This window comes from Nitrospira sp. Vd2 (genome assembly GCF_979581665.1).
Genome location: NZ_CEFZSK010000021.1, coordinates 14,492 through 32,348, shown reverse-complemented (window position 1 = coordinate 32,348; position 17,857 = coordinate 14,492). Strand labels below are relative to the sequence as shown.

At 62.3% G+C, this 17,857-nt stretch carries 13 protein-coding genes; 5 read left to right on the top strand and 8 right to left on the bottom strand.

Translation table 11 applies throughout. The annotated features are described in order from the left end of the window. The first annotated feature begins 291 nt into the window (after positions 1 to 291). The 4 genes from AC1U7K_RS09505 to AC1U7K_RS09490 all read left to right on the top strand — a co-directional run bounded on the left by AC1U7K_RS09505 (position 292) and on the right by AC1U7K_RS09490 (position 4,340). A complete protein-coding gene (locus tag AC1U7K_RS09505; protein WP_480250948.1) occupies positions 292 to 1,212 on the top strand; it encodes a hypothetical protein in 921 nt (306 codons plus the stop codon). Positions 1,213 to 1,219: 7 nt separating this feature from the next. After that, positions 1,220 to 1,990, top strand: a complete 771-nt coding sequence (locus AC1U7K_RS09500; RefSeq protein WP_480250947.1) for a transporter — start codon at positions 1,220 to 1,222, stop codon at positions 1,988 to 1,990. Between the two features lie 112 nt (positions 1,991 to 2,102). Further along, positions 2,103 to 2,534 (top strand): glycosyltransferase, encoded by a 432-nt coding sequence (locus AC1U7K_RS09495; RefSeq protein WP_480250946.1) that lies wholly within the window; start codon positions 2,103 to 2,105, stop codon positions 2,532 to 2,534. 117 nt (positions 2,535 to 2,651) lie between these two features. Further along, positions 2,652 to 4,340 (top strand): ArnT family glycosyltransferase, encoded by a 1,689-nt coding sequence (locus tag AC1U7K_RS09490; protein ID WP_480250945.1) that lies wholly within the window; start codon positions 2,652 to 2,654, stop codon positions 4,338 to 4,340. An 89-nt stretch (positions 4,341 to 4,429) separates the two neighbouring features. Here AC1U7K_RS09490 and AC1U7K_RS09485 read toward each other — a convergent pair whose 3' ends face one another. The 6 genes from AC1U7K_RS09485 to AC1U7K_RS09460 form a co-directional block, all read right to left on the bottom strand. Then, positions 4,430 to 5,797 (bottom strand): TolC family protein, encoded by a 1,368-nt coding sequence (locus AC1U7K_RS09485; protein ID WP_480250943.1) that lies wholly within the window; start codon positions 5,795 to 5,797, stop codon positions 4,430 to 4,432. A gap of 89 nt (positions 5,798 to 5,886) precedes the next feature. Next, the gene (locus AC1U7K_RS09480; protein WP_480250942.1) at positions 5,887 to 6,726 is read right to left on the bottom strand and encodes an efflux RND transporter periplasmic adaptor subunit; all 840 of its coding nucleotides are present in this window, start codon (positions 6,724 to 6,726) and stop codon (positions 5,887 to 5,889) included. Positions 6,727 to 6,746: 20 nt separating this feature from the next. After that, a complete protein-coding gene (locus AC1U7K_RS09475; RefSeq protein WP_480250941.1) occupies positions 6,747 to 7,388 on the bottom strand; it encodes an efflux RND transporter periplasmic adaptor subunit in 642 nt (213 codons plus the stop codon). Positions 7,389 to 7,414: 26 nt separating this feature from the next. Continuing rightward, entirely contained in the window at positions 7,415 to 9,442 is a 2,028-nt protein-coding gene (locus AC1U7K_RS09470; RefSeq protein ID WP_480250940.1) for a preprotein translocase subunit SecA, read from the bottom strand. Between the two features lie 398 nt (positions 9,443 to 9,840). Beyond that, on the bottom strand, positions 9,841 to 11,988 hold the full coding sequence (locus AC1U7K_RS09465; protein WP_480250939.1) for a PqqD family peptide modification chaperone: 2,148 nt from the start codon (positions 11,986 to 11,988) through the stop codon (positions 9,841 to 9,843). Between the two features lie 4 nt (positions 11,989 to 11,992). Beyond that, positions 11,993 to 13,474, bottom strand: coding sequence for a GAF domain-containing protein (locus AC1U7K_RS09460; RefSeq protein ID WP_480250938.1), 1,482 nt, complete (start codon positions 13,472 to 13,474; stop codon positions 11,993 to 11,995). A 289-nt stretch (positions 13,475 to 13,763) separates the two neighbouring features. On the opposite strand from AC1U7K_RS09460, the gene AC1U7K_RS09455 reads away from it, so the two are divergent. Then, positions 13,764 to 14,438: a response regulator gene (locus AC1U7K_RS09455; RefSeq protein ID WP_480250936.1), complete on the top strand. Its 675-nt coding sequence runs from the start codon at positions 13,764 to 13,766 to the stop codon at positions 14,436 to 14,438. Here the strand turns inward: AC1U7K_RS09455 and AC1U7K_RS09450 are convergent, their stop codons facing one another. Further along, positions 14,439 to 16,151: a proline--tRNA ligase gene (locus AC1U7K_RS09450; protein ID WP_480250935.1), complete on the bottom strand. Its 1,713-nt coding sequence runs from the start codon at positions 16,149 to 16,151 to the stop codon at positions 14,439 to 14,441. 290 nt (positions 16,152 to 16,441) lie between these two features. Beyond that, the gene (rseP, locus tag AC1U7K_RS09445; protein WP_480250934.1) at positions 16,442 to 17,833 is read right to left on the bottom strand and encodes an RIP metalloprotease RseP; all 1,392 of its coding nucleotides are present in this window, start codon (positions 17,831 to 17,833) and stop codon (positions 16,442 to 16,444) included. Between the last annotated feature and the right edge of the window lie 24 nt (positions 17,834 to 17,857).

Sequence of the window (17,857 nt, the reverse complement as noted above, 5' to 3'; positions counted from 1 at the left end):
ATGGACTACCTCGTCGTCGAGAATTGTCTGCTCGCCAAGACCGATCAGCCGGTCCAAGCACGTGATGATTCCTGGAAGCAGGAGTTTGAATTGGACTAGCTCTCGGGCCCGATTCTGGTCCCGGGGAACCATCGCTCTGCCCGACCCACACCTCCCCCATCCGCCTTTCCAGGCGGTACTATGCAACTAGCGAACGCGGCGTTGCCGGTACCGGCCGTTCGATTCCTTCGTGACGCGCATCGACAACAACGACCAATGAAGCCAAAGACCTCTGCCATATGTTGGCTGGTTGTGATCCTCGCTATGGTTGCGGCGTGCGCACAATTCGAGTCGCGGGACAAGCGGTTCTATTATCGAGCCCTGTGGAACTTTGCGCTTCGCGACAATCTCAAGGAGTTGGATATCGACTTCAACGGCATTGATTTCGGGCATTCGAATCTGTACGAACATCTGCTACTGACCCGTGGGGCGGACGTGCCGGCGATCGAAGAGACGGCACGGAAGGAGACGTTGCGGTTCATCGCCACGCGACCCGCTCTGCCTCCCAACGAAGAAGCCATTGCACCGACATACATGAAGATGGCCTGGCGCGCGCAGAACACGTTCGATGAAGCGCACGCGCTCCATCGGGCCACGTATGACATTTATGTCTCAGACCTCTCGAAGACGGACAAGGAGCAGGCGCTCCGGAAAGTCCTCCGGTACTACCAAGACAGTCCGTACGCGATGACCGGCCTCCGGCTGGACCACCGGCGTTTGGATGCGCTGCCCTACGCGAAACGTTTCCGTCAACGGTTTCCACTCTTCAACGCGACGATTTGGGCCTACCACTATTTACAGGTGGCGGTCTACGACCCGCTTGCGGCTGCCCCTGATCTGGCCAGCAAGCAGCAGGCGGTCCGCCCGATCCTCGACCGTTACCATGCTTGGCTGAACAATCCGCCGACCGACTGGACGTTCATGCCGATGACGGCGGAATACAGTCCCGTGTTCGCCCGGGAGTATCCGGAGATCGCAAACGTCTTCGACAACCTCCACATGCTGCACGACACGATCAGCGACATCCTGACGAGCGAGGAGATGTCGGGTTGGGACGAGAAGCGGACGGAGATTTATCGCGTGCTCGACCGCTATTACCTCGCGAGCGCGGACCAAACCAACCCGATGGTCCTCCCGTCAGCCGGCCTTCCCGAGCGAGAGCATCATCATTGAACGCCGCTTGAGCCTGTCGATTCGTGTACTGGTGATTTTGGTCTTGCTGTCGCCCTGTTCTACGGCGGCCCTGGATCACGATAACCTGGACCCGAATCGGCCTATCCAAATGGAAGATGCGTATGTGATTCCCAAAGGGGAAATCGGCGTGGAAGGCGGCGTCCGACTCAACGGGCGACGACGCGGAAGCAGCGGGTGGACGTTTCAACCGCAAATCATTTACGGGGCCTTCGCGAACGCGCAAATCGAAATCCAAAGCGATCTCTTTACCGATCCGCGTTCCACCGTCGGGCCGGATAAGTCGGGCGATCTCCATCTCGGCCTGCTGTACAACTTCAATACCGAGACATTGGCCTGGCCCGCGATAGCGCTCCGGGTGGAGGCGGACTTTCCGACGGGCGTGAACTCGCGGGGCGTAGACACGCAGGTGACGGGCGTGCTCACGCGATCCTTCGGCCGTTTGCGGGCGCATCTCAATGCCGGCTATACGATCGTCGGAGGAGCGCAAGGGACGGAGCGAAACGGGCTTTACCGGCTGATCGGCGCGCTGAGCTATCCCATCGGCTATCCGCTTCGGTTTCGCGAAACGCTGATCGTCGATCTCTACACGCGCCAGTCCGATCTGACCGGACAACGCAATCACACCGGGATCGAAGCCGGCGTCCGTCACCAGTTCAGTTCACGCATCGTGCTGGACGCCGGCGTCGGGACCGAGGTGGCCGGGCCGGCGGATCGGTCGGCTGTGACCGGAACGGTCGGCATCTCCGTGGGGTTTTGACAGCCTCATTGGCCAGATTCGCGTGCGGCGCCGATTTGACTGCGCCGGCGCCGGCGAGTAGGATCGCACGAATCGACGTTCATTCAGCCCACCATTCTGGAACCGCTTCGATTTGGAAACCCTCTTGGCTCGGCCGGACACGAATGCAGGCTCCCTCTGGGCGTCCATCCTGATTCCCGTCAAGGATGAGTATGAGAACCTGCGTCCTCTGACGGGGCAGCTCCTTGAGGTGCTCGCGCCGCGGGAGGGCGGCCATACCCAAGGCTTTGAAATCCTATTCGTTGACGACGGCAGCACCGATGGCAGCAGCGATCTTCTTGATCAACTTGCCGCCGAGCAACCGGCCGTCAGGGTCCTGCACTTTGATCGGAACTACGGCAAGACCGCGGCCCTGGATGCCGGATTTAAGCATGTGCGCGGCGATGTGGTGATCATCATGGACGGAGACCTCCAAACACGACCAGCCGATATCGACCTCCTATCCGCGGATCCACGGTCTCTCGAAATACGGGGTCCGCAATCGCCTCTTCAAAGGTCTCTATGACCTTCTCGCCGTGCGGTGGATGATGAACCGTCGGCTGCACTACCGGATTCGGGGACATGAGGGCCGTTCGTGGCATGGACCCGGGTTCCCCTCCGCATCATCTTCTCAGAAGTCCGAATGACCGCCCCCGTCAAGGTAGGTCATCTGATCTTCGTGATCGTCCTGGCGTCCCTGCTCTTCATGTCGGGTCTGGATTCGATCGGACTGACCGATCGCGACGAAGGGCGGAATGCCGAAGCCGGGCGTGAAATGTTCGAAACCGGCGATTGGATCACGCCGACGTTCAATTACGAGCCGCGATTTATCAAACCGGCGATGCTCTATTGGCTGATGAGCGGCGCCTATTGGGTGTTCGGTGTGAACGAGTTTGCCGCTCGCTTTCCGTCCGCGCTCTTCGGTGTGGCGCTCGTGGCGCTGCAGTACCTCTTCTTGGCCAAGACGCGGGGAAGCGGGATGGCCTGGGTCGGAGCCTTGATGCTCCTGTTGAACATCGAGGTGATCGCCTTGGCCCGCCAAGCGTTGACCGACATGGTGTTGATGTTTTTCACCACGCTGGCGACCTATTCGTTCTGGCTGGGATTTCAGGGCTCGACCTCGCGGCGCGCCTGGTTCATGGTCTGCTATGCGGCCATGGCCGCCGGAACGCTGGTAAAGGGGCCTCCGGGCTTCCTGGTCCCGCTCCTCGGCATCATTCCGTATCTCGCGATCACCAGGCAGTGGCGCCGTTTTTGGAACGAGGGGTTGCCGCTCGGTGGCATGGTGATCTTTCTGGCGCTTGCGCTTCCGTGGTACGCCAGCATGCTGATGCTCCATGGGGACGATTACACCGCGCAAGCCCAAGAGCATACGTTGCGCCGATACCTCAACCCTTTTTACGGTTGGGGCGGAACGCCGCTGTTCTATCTGCCGGTGCTCCTCTTTGGATTTTTCCCATGGAGCGGATTCCTCGCGAGTGCGCTCTATGAGCAATACAAAGCGTGGCGGGCACGACGCCGCTCGTCGGGGTCAGAAAAAGGCGAGGGCGAACGATGGCCGGCCGGGGATCTCGAGTTGTTCGCGGCGCTGTGGTGTACGGCCGTCTTCGTCTTCTTCAGCCTCGGCGCGACGCGCTTGCCGCATTATATCGGTCCCCTCTATCCCGCGGCGGCGATCGTCACCGCCGGTTGGTGGGACCGTGTGAAGGGAAGCCCGACTCCTCAGCGGCTTCGGGTCGCCGCCTGGATCGTGGTCCTGACCGGGGCGGCGATGGCTCTCGTCTTTGCCGTTCTGCCGTTCGTCTTCGACGCCTTTGCCGAGAAGCTGATGAAAAGTTTTCCCTATGCCGACCGTTTCCAGTTCGGTCCCGGACCGTCTCTGTCGGTCGCAGTCCTCCTTCTCGGCATGGGGGTGATGGCCTACTGGCTGCTCTGGGCGCGCAACCCGAAGCTTCAGGCGGCGTTTGGAGCGGCGGCTGCGACCCTTACAGTCCTCGCACTGATCACGCTGCACGTGACGCTCCCGCAGCTCAACCGATATTTGATTGCGCCACCGCAACAGCTCGCTTCGCTGGCCGGCTCGCTGCTGGCGCCGCACGACCGATTAATTTTTTATGGACCGCATCGTCCCTCGGCGGTCTTTTACGCGAAACGAAAGGTTGTCGTGATCCACCGGAACGAAGAAGAAAACGTGACCTCTTTCCTCAAGGAACCCGGTCGGACGCTCATCGTCCTTCCGGCCTCCATGAGAGAACGGCTGCCTGGTGAGGTGCAACGCTTTCCCGTGATCCAGGAACGCTTCGGCTGGATTCTCGTCGGACCAGTCAGCTAGGCCGACTGCGCGCCGAGCCTCTGCACGGCTCGGATGCGGCCGAATCCGGTGCGCCGATCGGCGCACCAGCGCATCCTGTTCGTCGGCCGCTAGAACATCTGCTCCAATTGCCCGGTCGCTTTCGCCAGATTGACGCGGGCCGCGTTGAACCGGAAGGTGGCTTCGAGCAAGTTATCCCGGGCACGGGCGACCGAAAACAGGGCGTTCGTAAGCTCCAAGCTGCTGCTCGCGCTCAGGACGTTGAAGCGTTCGCGGGCGAGGGCGAGCTCCGTCAAGGCGGCACGCAAGCCCGACTCCGCGATCGTCAACTGCTCCTTGCCGCTTTCCAACGTCACGAGGGCTTCCCGGACGTCCAACGCGACCTGGTTGGTGATGACCTTCATTTTGATTTGTTCCTGCCGCAGCAGGCTTCGCGACTCGCTGATTCTGCCTTCACGCTGCCCGCCGTCGAACAACGGCACGGTCAGGAAGAGGCCGATGTTATACGTGTCCAGCGTGTTGTTCCATCGGTTGCCGATGAGCCCGAAATCGCCTTGGGCGTTCACGGATGGCAGGCGCTCGGTCGTCGTCGAACTCAACGATAACGAGACGGTCCTGATCCGTTGCGTTTGCGCCTTCACCTCCATCCGCTCCGCCATCGCCTTATCCAAGGCTTCTTGCACGGACGGCATATGGGCGATGTCGTTCTTCAGGTCTTCGGTGAGCACGAGCCGCACGTCGAACGGGATGCCGAGGCCGTGGACGAGATTCAGCTTCACGCGCTCGGCCTCATACTGCGCGGCCGTCAGCAATTGGCGTTCGTTTTCCAACTGCGCCTGGAGCCGGGCGGTGTCGAGCCCCGTCGACATCCCGGTGCCGCGCCGCTCGCGGAACAGGACCAACAGCTCTTCGAAGACTTGGAGATTCGCTTCCCGGGACTTCACCGCCGCCTGGGCTTTCAGCGCTTCGATGTACAGCAGGCCGACCGCCGCCATCGTATCGGCCTTGGTCGTGTCCGATTCGAGTTCCGCCACTTTCAGCGCTTCCCGCGAGGCCCGCCATCGTTGAATCAGACTCAGGCTGAACACCGATTGAGAGAAGTTCGCGCGGGCATCGAAGATACTGAAGGGCGCCGTCCGAACAGGCGCCAAGCCCAAGGTGCCGAGAAAGAGCGTCTGGTTCGACTGTCGGACCGTCGAGGAGACGTTCGGTAGCAAGGCGCCCAACTGGGTGAAACTCTGGGCGCGGGCCGCTTCGATCTTTTCCCGGAACAACTTCACATTGGGATTGTTGTCGATCGCCGCGTCCATCGCTTCGCGGAGCGTGAGGCGAAGCTCGGGCAGCGTGTTGTCGACGGTCGGCGCCGCCTCGGCGGGCGCCCCGCCAATCGCGCACAGACAACCCATGAGCAAAGCCGCCCACGCGGCCCGACGATCGTCGCCGCGTGCGGCCGAGAGTGAAGTGATGAATGAGTGCATGACATCCTCCTTGCGGGATTCGATGCAAAAGATCGGCGACCGGCTCGTCAGCCGGACAGATCTGCCGTCGCCTTCGCCGGGGGACCTGCTTAGGGAACGAAGGTCACACTACAGCCCAGCCCCGGGGGGATTCGGTGTTGCGGATTGGGGAGTTCAAGCTGCACCGCGACAGTCCCTGTCGCGTGTTCGATCACCGGATTGATCTGCGCGATCTTCGCCTGATAGGGCGTGGCACCGTTCCAGTCGACTCGGATATCGGCCCGCATGCCGGGCTTGAGCTTATTGAGCATGGAAGCGGGCGCCACGACCTCGACCCGGAGCGGATCGACTTGCGCGATCGTCAGGAGCGGCGACTGTTTGACCAGCTCACCCGGAAACAGAAGGCGATCGACGACGACCCCGGCAATCGGGCTTCGAATCGTGCGGAGGCTCAGCGCCGTTTCAGCGCGCTTGAGTTCCAATTCGGCCAAGCGTTTTTGCTCCAACGCCTCTCGCTGCGAGACCTCGGCCAGCCGGTGCTCGGTTTCCGCCTCGTCGACCTCGTGCTGCGCGATCGCGGACGTCTTGCTCAGATCTTTGGCGCGGGTGACTTTGCGCCCACTGAAATCGATCTGAACCTGCGCTTTTTGGACCGGTCCCACCATGTCAGCCTTCGCCTGGGCGACCGCGACCTCCGCTTCTTCAAGCCGCGATTCCAATCGTGCGATCACGTCGCCTGCCTTGACGTAATCGCCCTGATTCACGGTGACACTATCGAGTACGCCGACGACCGAACTTCCGACCGAGACGGTGGCATTCGGTTGAATCCGACATGACAGCGGGTGCGCAGCCCAAGCCGAGGCCGGGAGAGACACGGACAACACGAACCCTATCATGGCGGTCATGGCGATGAGGGCCGTCACAGCGCTGAGATGGGCTGGATGACGCACGGACCTGTTCCACGCGGTCGTTATTTGGTCGGGAGCTTGACGGTGCATTTCACTCCTGCCGGTAGTCGGAGGTCAGAGTTCGGCAGCTCGAGCCGGATCCCGAACGTGCCGCTTGCCGCGTCGACGACGCGATCCACGATGGTGACTTTGGCCTTGTGCAGGCCGCCGATCGGCTCTTCCAGCTTCACCTGGGCCTCCATCCCGACCGCGACCTTCCCCAGCAATGAGACCGGCGCATAGACCTCGACGCGCAACGGGTCGATTTGCGCGAGCTTGAGAATCTTTTCCTGCTTGGGAAATTCACCGGGCGATAAAAAGCGCTCCATCACCACGCCGTTGATGGGACTCCGCACGGTCCGCATGGCGACTTCCGCATTCGTCCGTTGGAGCTCCAGTTCGGCCAGCCGCCGGTTGGTGAGTTCCGCTTGAGCGTGTGCGACGGCTCCGTGCGCGCGCTCGACCGAGGTATCAATCGTCGCCAGCACCTGGCCTTCTTTCACGATGTCGCCCCGATCGACCGTCACGGTTTCCAACAACCCGGCCACCGGCGAGCTGATCGTGATGACGACGTAGGGATGGACCAGGCAATTCAAATCCGCGGCAACCGCCGGGCTCGTCCCACACACGATCCATGCGAGGACCATTAAAAACCGACGTAACACGATTCGCTCCCTGACGCGACTCATCATTATTCTCGCGGGCCGGCGAAGGCCAGCAGCGATTCCAATTGCTCGTCGACCTTCAAGACCATCTTGCGCGTGCGGCGGTGCAGCCGCTCGGCGCGTCGTTGCGCGAGCGAGAAGAGCCATGGGCTGACCGTGCGGCGAAGATGCGCGCCACTGCGCATGATGACCGTCACCACCCAGCGCCAGCGCCGCGGAATATAGTTGGTGATGAGCTGATCCTCGCACGACACGATCGCCTGATAGCTCCCGGGGTCGCCCTGCCGGCCACACCGCCCGAAGAGCTGACGATCGATTCGACCCGCTTCATGCCATTCCGTCGCGATGACATGGAGGCCCCCCAGCTCGGCCACGCCTCGGCCCAGACGGATATCCGTGCCGCGACCAGCCATGTTCGTCGCCACGGTGATGCGACCCCGCTCGCCCGCTCCTGCGATGATCGCGGCCTCTTCCGAATCCGATCGGGCGTTCAGCACCGCATGGTGAAGGCCGGCGCGTTTGAGCAGTGCGCTGAGATGTTCCGAGGCTGCCACGCTCCGCGTGCCGATAAGGACGGGCCGGCCACGCTTTGAGATGTCTTCGACCGCGCGCACGACCGCGGTCCATTTCTCCGAGACGGTCCGGTAGCACTGATCGGGGAGCCGCATCCGGCGGATCGGCCGATTCGTCGGGACCCGCACGACCGGGAGCCGGTACACCTCCCACAATTCCGCGGCGATCTCCCGGGCCGTCCCTGTCATGCCGGCAAGACGGAGGTACCGGCGGAAAAAGCGTTGATAGGTGATCCGCGCCAACGTGTCCTGGCAGTAGCTGACGTCGCAGGCCTCTTTGGTCTCGATCATCTGGTGAAGGCCACGCTCCCAACTACGGTCCGCCATGATGCGGCCGGTGAATTCATCCACGATCACGACTTTCCCATCGCGAACCAGATACTCGCGGTCGCGCTCGAAGAGGTGCAGGGCGACCAAGGCTTGATGAGCGAGCATTTCCCGGCGCTGTCGGCCGTGCCAGGGACCGCCGAACGCGTGCGTGAGATCGGCGAGGCGGGTCGCGCCGCGATCCGTCAAGTCGATCGTGCGTCGCGCCGTATCGATGATGAAATCCTCATCCCGGCGCAGCGTCCGCGCGGCGCTGATCGCTTGTTCGTAGACGGCGCGCTCCTGCTCATTGTCGATCTGGCGGGCGATGATCAACGGCGTGCGCGCCTCATCGACTAGCACGCTGTCGGCCTCGTCCACAATGGCAAAGTGCAAGCCGCGAAGCAGGAGCGAGGAGGAGTGCGACCGTCCTTGCGCCAGCTTGTCGATGAAGAGATGCGTGCGTGACGCCATCCGGGCCAATTGCAGCCGGTCTTTGAGGTAATCAAAGACGACCACTTTGTTCGTGCAGTAGGTGATGTGGCAGCTGTAGGCCAGCCGTCTCGCATGATCGGGCGAGCCGTGCGTCGAGACGCCGACGGTCAAGCCCAGTGCCCGATACACCGGCGCCATGGCGGCCGCGTCCCGCATCGCCAGATAATCGTTCACGGTAATGATGTGGACGGGGATGCCGGCCAGCGCGGCGGTGCCGGCAGCGAGCGTGGCCGTCAATGTCTTGCCTTCGCCGGTTTCCATCTCCGCCACGTGCCCGCTCAACAGCAGCCAGCCGCCCCACAACTGCACGCCGTAATGCCGCTGTCCGATCGTCCGGGTCGCCGCTTCCCGGATCGCGGCAAAGACCGGCGCCACGGCCTCGGGCGTAAACCCCGTGCGCTTGAGCGTCACTCCACCCCGGATCGCGGTGTCCCGGAGAGTCTCGTCGTTCAACCGGCTATACTCTTGGCCCAGCGTATCGATCCGCGCGATCCATCGCTCGCGATCGAACCACGTGCGATGCCAGCGGCGTTGCACCGGAGCCACCAGGGCGGCAAGCCCCTCCTCGATCGGCTGCCGCTGGCCGTGGTCTCGCTCGAGATAGGGGAAGTGACGGGTGGGCACCGCACCCAAGAGAGGGGCTTGGCGCGAGAACGCGTTACTGTGCAACCAACCAGCCATGGCGCGCCAGAGGTTCCGACCGGCCATGACCTCTGCGGCCGAAAGGCGTCTCGCTGTACGATCCTTTATGTCTGTCTCTACAGGCATGTCACTTTGGCTACACCGATTCCGGTGATCAGACTGCTGGTTTGTCGGTCGTCTCACAGATCCGTCGCGCCAAAACTCGATTCAAATCTCGCGCAGCGACCCCGCTTCCGGTGACCAACCGTCCCGGCCGGTGGGTCCCTGGCGCGCCCCGGCCCAAAGGTTGTTCAACCCGTGGTCCCTGTCGCGCCAAAACTCGATTCGAATCTCGCGCAGCGACCCCGTTTCCGGCGATCAACCGCCCCGGCCGGTGGGTCCCTGGCGCGCCCCGGCCCAATGGTTGTTCAACCCGTGGTCCCTGTCGCGCCAAGAACCTAGACATGGAGCCTCGACAGGAAGAGTTGGCGTGCTTGTCGTATCCATTGGACCGCAAGCGGCTGCGGATGGAAGGTGAAACGAATATAGGCGCGGCCCCCCGCATTCAAGATCGCTGATCCGTTCGCCACCGCGAGATCGACTTGGAAAAGCCGCTGCGCCGCCTGCACGCGGTCGTGCTCGGTTTCTTCGACCGGGACATTGCCGCCGCCTTCAGTGGTCAACGCCGCGCTGGGCACATCTTTGCTTGCGGCCGGCACGACACGGGTCAACCGGGCCGGAAGCGGGTCGCTCAACCGTTCAGCCAATCGCACCTCGGCGTGATCAATCTCGTGTCGCACCAGGTCGATCTCTTCCTGCGGCACGAGACCTTCGACGGTAATGCTGTGAGGATCGACGACATGGCCGAGCAATTCACCCCGTTGAAAAAAGCGGCCCGGCCAATCGACCGACAGGGGCGCGACGAAGATTCCGTCCCGCCGGCTGCGAATGGTCAGCTCCGCGACGCGCTCGCGGACCCGGTCCCGGTCCTGTTTCGTGTACCGCAACTCGTCCTCGACCAGCGCGGCCTTCACGCGATCGGTCGGCTCATGCGCGCGTCGTCGCGCCTCCACTTCCTGCACCTTCGCGTCGAGGACCGCCAATTCCGTCTCGAGTTCGGGATTGCGGCAGATCAAGAGGACATCGCCCGTGCGCACCGCTGTCCCGGGTCTCACGACAATCGTCTGGACGAAGCCGTCCATGCCGGCGCGGACGAACGTTTCCTCGGGAAGACGCACGATGCCTTGCGCCACCGATTGATAGGGAACGGGAATCAAGGCCAGGAGACAGGCGAGAGAGCCGACGATCCCCGCGACAGTGGCGGTGGCGCGAAGTCGGATGCCGTCCAGCCGTGGGCTCGTGGCGAGAAACTTGAGCGCTCGGACCAGCGGCACGGCGATCAACCCGCCCAAGGCGAACAAGCCGAAGATCAGGCCCAACAGCGGGAACCAGCTGCCGAGAAAAAAGACGATCGCCAGCACGACCACGACGCGATAGATGGCCGACGAGACACCGTACAGCACGAGCCACCGCCGTTCGCCGGGTCCCGTCCGTGGCACGTCGACATCTTTGGCCCGACAAATGTATCGCTCCAAGATGTAGGCGACGTAACGGGTCGCACGTTGCCGGAGGTTCGGGATGCCGAGGACATCCATCAACATGTAGTAGCCGTCGAAGCGCAGCAGGGGATTCGCGTTGAAGAGGATGGTGGAGACGCCGGCGATCAACATCGTCTGGTACGCCGCGGTATGGACGAGGCCGGGTTGCGTGTTCCACCACAATGCGAGCGCAATCGTGGCGAGGACCAATTCCACCATCATTCCGGCCGCGCCCACCACGATCCGTTGCCATTTATTCGCGAAGGCCCAGGCCGAGGACGCATCCACGTAAGGGACGGGCGTCAAGACGAGCAAGGTGATGCCCAGCTCATGAACTTCGCCCCCAAAGGCTTTCGTCACCAAGGCGTGGCCGAGCTCGTGAGCGAGCTTGATGATGGGAAACAACAGCCACAGGACGAGCAGCGACCGCGGCGTCTGGAGTTGATCGACCAGATCGTGCGTCAACGCGGAACTGTGTACACCGGCGGTCACGAGACCCGTGACGACAATCGCCAGCCAGATCGCAAAGACCCGCCAATCGAGGAGCGGGCGAACCCTCGAGGCCCACGGCTCGAGGGCCCGATCCGGATCATAGAGCGGGAGCCGCCAGTTGAAGAGATTGGCAAAGCGGGCGAGCCGGGATCGCCGCCGCCGCGTGATGAAGCGGCGAGACAGATCGGCCAGATCGGGTGCGGCATCCCCGATGAGAATGTTCGCGGCATGAAGCTCCCCCAGCAACCTCACGACGTCGGGCTGCGTGGGCGCGTCGTCACCAAGGCGTGCGGTCGCGGTGTCCCAGATCTCCTGCACGGTGCGGCGGCCGTCCATGAGGCCGATCACCGCGTACGCGGCCGCCGTCACGCGGTGGAACCGGCCGGTGACCCGGTCGTGAATGACGTAGCATTGGCCGTCGCGGTGGTGTTGCCGGTGGATGTGGACGTGCGTGCGGAGCCGCGGCTTGAGGTCCGCGACGCGATACCAAGAGGGACTGAACAGATCGATTGCCATTGCGCTATGGCAACCAAGCCCAGAGGGTGAGCGTGGCCCAATCGACGGCGTCGTGCAGCCAAATCCAACCCAAGCGCCGCTCGTCGATCGATACCTTGGCGACGCCTTCCATGGCCGGCCTGACGTTGGGTGACGGAACGGTATCGAAGCGGCCTTCCGCGCGGAAGTAATTTCGGCCCTCCTTGGCCGTCGCGACCGGCGTGACGGAGGTGATCGTCATATCGAAGGCGTCGTGCGGCAGGGCCGTAAGGACCAGGCGTCCATGCTGGCCGACCGCCAGATAGGAGATATCGTGCTCGTCGACCTCGAGCGCAATGCGATAGGTGTCGAGGGGCGCAAGCTCGAAGAGTGTTTCGCCTTTCTTCACCGGCGAGCCGAGCCGCTGACTGAGGTCGCCGCTGACGACGACGGCGTCGAACGGCGCGTTGATCTCCATGCGGGACAATTTCTCGGCGGCCAGGGCCAGTTCCGCATCCGCTTGCTTCAATTGAGCGGACAGGACTTCGACCTTCGCAGCGTCACGGTCGGCCAGCGCCTGACGATGCTCCTTGCGCAGCTGCTCTTGCTGGCTCAGCCATTTGAGGCGTTCGAGCTGGACATCGCGGTCTTGCAGTCGTGCCAGAAGTTGACCGGCGCGGACCCGGTCGCCGGCCCGCACGCTCGATTTGTCGAGATACCCGTCGAATGGCGCCACCGCGGCTTGTTGGATCTCCCCCTCGAGCACGGCCTTGCTCGTCACGCGAAAATCTCCGGTCGCGAGCGCGAGAAACGCGATCAGCCCCATGCAGGCGAGTGTCATCGCTTTGGCGGCCAGATGTCCGGGGCCGGCGACGAGTTTCAGGCGTGTGACCAGACGGTCTTTGCACCGGACAACGATGGATTGATCGTCCTTTCGTTTCAGGTCGAGCAGGGGCCCCGCAAACGAGGCCGCCGCTTCGCAAAGCGCAATTTCCGAAGTGCTGAGCGGCCGATCCAGCGTGCGCTCAATGGTGATCACACCGATGATACGGTCGCCGGCTCGAAGCGGGATCGAGCAGACGGTGGAGGCCCCAAACCGATAGGAGAGCTCACGGTGGGCGCGAAGAATGCACGGCGGAGCGGTGGGCGGAGAGGGGCACTGAATCATCTGCTGCTGATCGAGGGCTTCTTCCATCGCCTCGACGATCGCTTGGCTGACTTGCGTCTTGTGATTGATCTCCGTGGTATGCGACAAGGCTTGAAGGCGGATCGAGTGACCGTGCACGATGCCCAAGCTCACGCGATCGGCAGGGAGCTCCATCGCAAGGGTCGTGACCAGCGCCGTCGCCGAGGCGCGAAAACCGTCCGCCTCGAGGCCGGCGGCCGCCATATCGAGGATCGCGCGCAGGTCTTCGACGGGCAACCGACGAACGACGCGGTCCGTCCCCGCCGTGTCGGCGTCAAGTTCACGTTGAAGGTTGAGTCCGGCCAGCTGCGGTGGCAGCGGCTGAAGCGGATTTGAATTCATCTCTGAATTAGTAGAAGTGAGCGGGCGAAGCCGCCGCTCGTGAGCCGCGAAAACTGGAAAGTTCGTAGTATGCTGTCCGGCGTGCTGTCATTTGCCGCGGGACAGTAATGAATTGGTTCTAAAAGCGCAAGCTGGTGAAACTATCTATGTAGAATAGCGGGATGCTGCAAGGGGAAGGGTACCGGCTGGTTCGTAGGGCTTTAGCCTACGAATTTCTTAGTGCCTCTCCGACTTCGAAATGCCCGGCCACACGGTATCCTGCGTAATCGAACCTTCGGTGGGGGATCTCATGATTCGCGTATTGATCGCCGACGACCACACGGTGGTCCTGAAAGGGTTGAAGCAGGTGCTCTCCGACACTCCCGATATCAGTGTGGTGGCCGAAGCCACGACTGGTCAGCAGGTGCTCGATCTCGTGCGAACGAAGCCGGTTGATGTGGTCGTACTCGACATCGCCATGCCGGACGGTAACGGGCTCGATGTGCTGCGGACGTTGAAGCGCGAACGGCCCACGATCCCCGTCGTGATCTTGAGCATGCATTCCGAGGAGCAGTACGGCGTGCTCGTGCTCAAAGCGGGTGCCTCCGGTTACCTGACGAAGGAAAGCGCCCCGGCCCAGTTGATCGCCGCGATCCGGAAGGTCGTGACCGGTGGCAAGTACATCAGTCCAGGGCTGGCTGAGAAACTGGCGTTCGACCTGGAAACGGATCCCAACACGCCCCCGCATGAGCGGCTGTCCGCTCGGGAATATCAGGTTCTCGGACTCATCGCCATCGGTAAGACGGTCGGCGAGATCGCCGAATCCCTCTCGCTGAGCCCGAAAACCATCAGCACCTACCGCTCCCGTATTCTTGAAAAGATGAAGATGCAGAAGAATGCGGAGCTGACGCACTACGCGGTGCGTCAAGGCCTGGTGGACAGCCTGAAGTTTAAGGAGCATGCGACGCCGAAGCGGTCGGCGTAGCTATTTGTTGCGGGCGTCCTCGAGGAGGGGCGTCAGCGTTTCGACAACGGCGCGGGGCGCAACCTTGCGCACCGCGCCGCTCTTTCTCTCCTTCAATTCCACCGTCCCCTGGGCCAGCCCTTTTTCTCCGATCACGAGCTGAAAGGGGATGCCGATCAGGTCGGCATCGTTGAATTTCACCCCGGCCCGCTCGTCTCGATCGTCCCACAGGACCTCGATCCCAACCTGGCTGAGCGCGTCATAGGTGTCGCCGGCCGCCTTCGTGACGGCGTCCGACTGGCTTAACGGCAACAGGTGGACATGGAACGGCGCGATCGGGATCGGCCAGATGATCCCTTTCGCATCGTGGTTCTGCTCGATCGCAGCGGCGGCCGTGCGGCCCACCCCAATTCCGTAGCAGCCCATCACCGCGAGGCGTTCTTGACCTTGAGGATCGAGGAACGTGGCGTTCATTGCCTTGCTATATTTCGTGCCCAGCATGAACACGTGACCCACTTCGATGCCTTTGGCGGTCTTGAGCGGCGTTCCCCCCCGGGGCGAGGGATCGCCCAGTTGGGCATTTCGGAGGTCCGCAAACCGTTCCACCACGAAGTCCCGATTCCAGTTGGCGTCGATGTAGTGCGTATCGGCTTCGTTCCCGCCCACGACGAAATTCGCCATGCCCTTGATGGCGTAATCGGCGAGGACTCTGACGTTCTGAAGTCCGATCGGGCCGGCAAACCCCACGGGAGCCCCCGTCAGGCGCTGAACGGTGTCCGGATCAGCCAATTCGAGGTCGGTGGCACCGAGCAGCTTCTTGATCTTGATCTCGTTGGCGGCATGGTCGCCGCGGATGAGCACGGCGACGGCTTCCTTCGGCGTCTGGTACAAAAGCGTTTTGACGAGCCGCTCAGGTTTCACCTTCAAGTACGTCGTCACGTCCTCAACGGTTTTCTTGCCCGGCGTGGCGACCTTTTGCAATGGCCGCTGGGATTCCAGTGGCACCTCCGCGGGCGCCGTCAACTCCGCGCGCTCGACGTTGGCGGCATAACTGCCGTCTTCCGTGTAGACCACCGTTTCTTCCCCGGTCTCCGCCAGCACCATGAATTCGTGAGACGACGAGCCGCCGATCAACCCCGTGTCGGCTTCAACTGCGACGAACGTCAGCCCACAGCGCCGGAAGATACGATGATACGCCTCATACATGTTCTGATAGCTCAGGCGCGCGGCATCCTCGGTCGCATCGAAGCTGTACGCGTCTTTCATGATGAATTCGCGTCCGCGCATCAACCCGAACCGCGGGCGGATCTCGTCTCGAAACTTCGTCTGAATTTGATAGCAATTCAGCGGAAGCTGCCGGTAGGAGCGCACCTCGCGCCTGATCAGGTCCGTGATGACTTCTTCATGGGTCGGCCCGAGGCAGAAGTCCCGCTCGTGGCGGTCCTTGAATCGGAACAATTCCTTGCCGTAGTAGTCCCAGCGGCCCGTCTCGCGCCAGAGTTCCGCCGGGGACGCAATCGGCATCAGCACTTCTTGAGCGTCGGCCCGGTTCATTTCTTCCCGCACGATCTGCTCGATCTTTCTGATGACCCGCAGGCCGAGCGGCAGGTACGTGTAGATGCCGGCCGCCGTTTTCCGAATCATCCCGGCACGAAGCATGAGCCGATGGCTCACGACCTCCGCCTCACCGGGATCTTCACGGAGGGTCGGAATGAGCAGTTGAGAGGTTTTCATTGGAAGAAGTAGGTTAGCGCTATCGCTCAACCGGATGCTCAAAAAGGTTGATGTCTACACCCACCCAACCGCGCGCACCCCGAGAGGTACGCTTTCCCTGGCAAGGCCGCAGGCGAGAAAAAACCGGAAGCGTATTCGTTTCTCACCCACCCGCCCCCGACCCTGCTAAGACAGGCTCCATCCCCTCTGGGTACGTTGAGGTTTTTTTGAGCCGAGAACGAAGCCCGGGAAGGCGCACGTCTTGGCGGGCGCGGGATGGGCGGGTGAGAAGTGCCTTTTTCAGCATCCGGCTACCGTGAGATCAGCCGTTCGATATCATTCCACAACGCAAACACCATGATGCCGACGAGGAGGAACAGACCGACCTGTTGGGCGATCTCACGCTGGCGGTCGCCGAGTGGTTTGCGGAGGACCGCCTCGATGCCGAAGAACAGCAGATGCCCGCCGTCGAGGATCGGGATCGGCAGCAGATTGAGGACGCCGAGGTTGATGCTGAGCAAGGCGATCAGCGAAATGACCTTCGAGAGGCCCTGCTGACCGACTTCGCCCGCCATGTTGGCAATGGTCAGGGGCCCGCCGATATTCTTGCTCGAGATCTCGCCGGCGATCATCTTATAGATGCCGACGACGGTCAGTTCCGTCAACGCCCACGTCGCTTCGGCTCCGCGGAGCGGCGCTTCGAACAAATTATGAGCGCGGATCATCAACCCGCCGGGGCGTGAAATTCCGATGCGGCCGACTTCGGTCGGTTTCCCGTCGATCTCGATTTTTTCAACCGCCGGCGTCACGGTGAGGTGCACGCGATGGCGGTCGCGTTCGACTTCGAATTGCAGCGGTTGCTTCGGGTGGTTGCGAACGATCATGGCCATCTCGGACCAGGTCCGGACCACCTCGCCGTCGATGCTGATCACGCGATCGCCTTCCTCCAAGCCGGCACTCATCGCAGCTGAACCGCTCATGATGGCGGTGATGATCGGTGCATTCTCCTCGACACCAATCGCATAGATCGCCTCCTCTTTGGCGCCTTCTTGACCGGGAAGCGCGGCGGGCGTGACGACGAATGTCTTCACCTGATCCCCGCGCCGCACATCGAGGGTCAACGGTTTCCCATTGCTTTTGGCGATCGCTTCCTGCAGCTCACTGCGGGCCGAGATGTCCTTGTCGTTGACGCGCAAGACCTTGTCCCCGACTTGCAAGCCTGCCTGCTCGGCCGGCGAGCCGGGACGAATCGCTTCGATGTCGGGCGAGAGCTCGCGAAACGTCGGCATGAACAGCGGCGAGCCCGTCGACAACCAGCCGGTAAAAATCAAAAAGGTCAGCAAGAAGTTGAAGCCCGGGCCGGCGGCGACGATCAGGAATTTGCCGGGGAGCCGTTGGTGCGCGAAGGAGCGGCGCTTCTCTTCGGGCGTGAGGGCGTCCGTTTCTTCTTCACCGAACAGCTTCACATACCCGCCGAGCGGGACGGCCGAGACGAGATACTCGGTCTCGCCGATCTGACGGCCGAACAGTTTGGGACCGAAGCCCAATGAAAACTTGAGGACCTTGACGCCGACCCACCGGGCCGCGAGGAAATGTCCCAGCTCATGGAACGAGACGAGCACTCCCAGCACCAGGAGGAACCACCACACTTTTTGTCCGAAGACCCAGATGGCATCAGGCGAGAGCGCAAAGACAGCAGGCATTGCTTGCTCCTTACAGGGTCATCA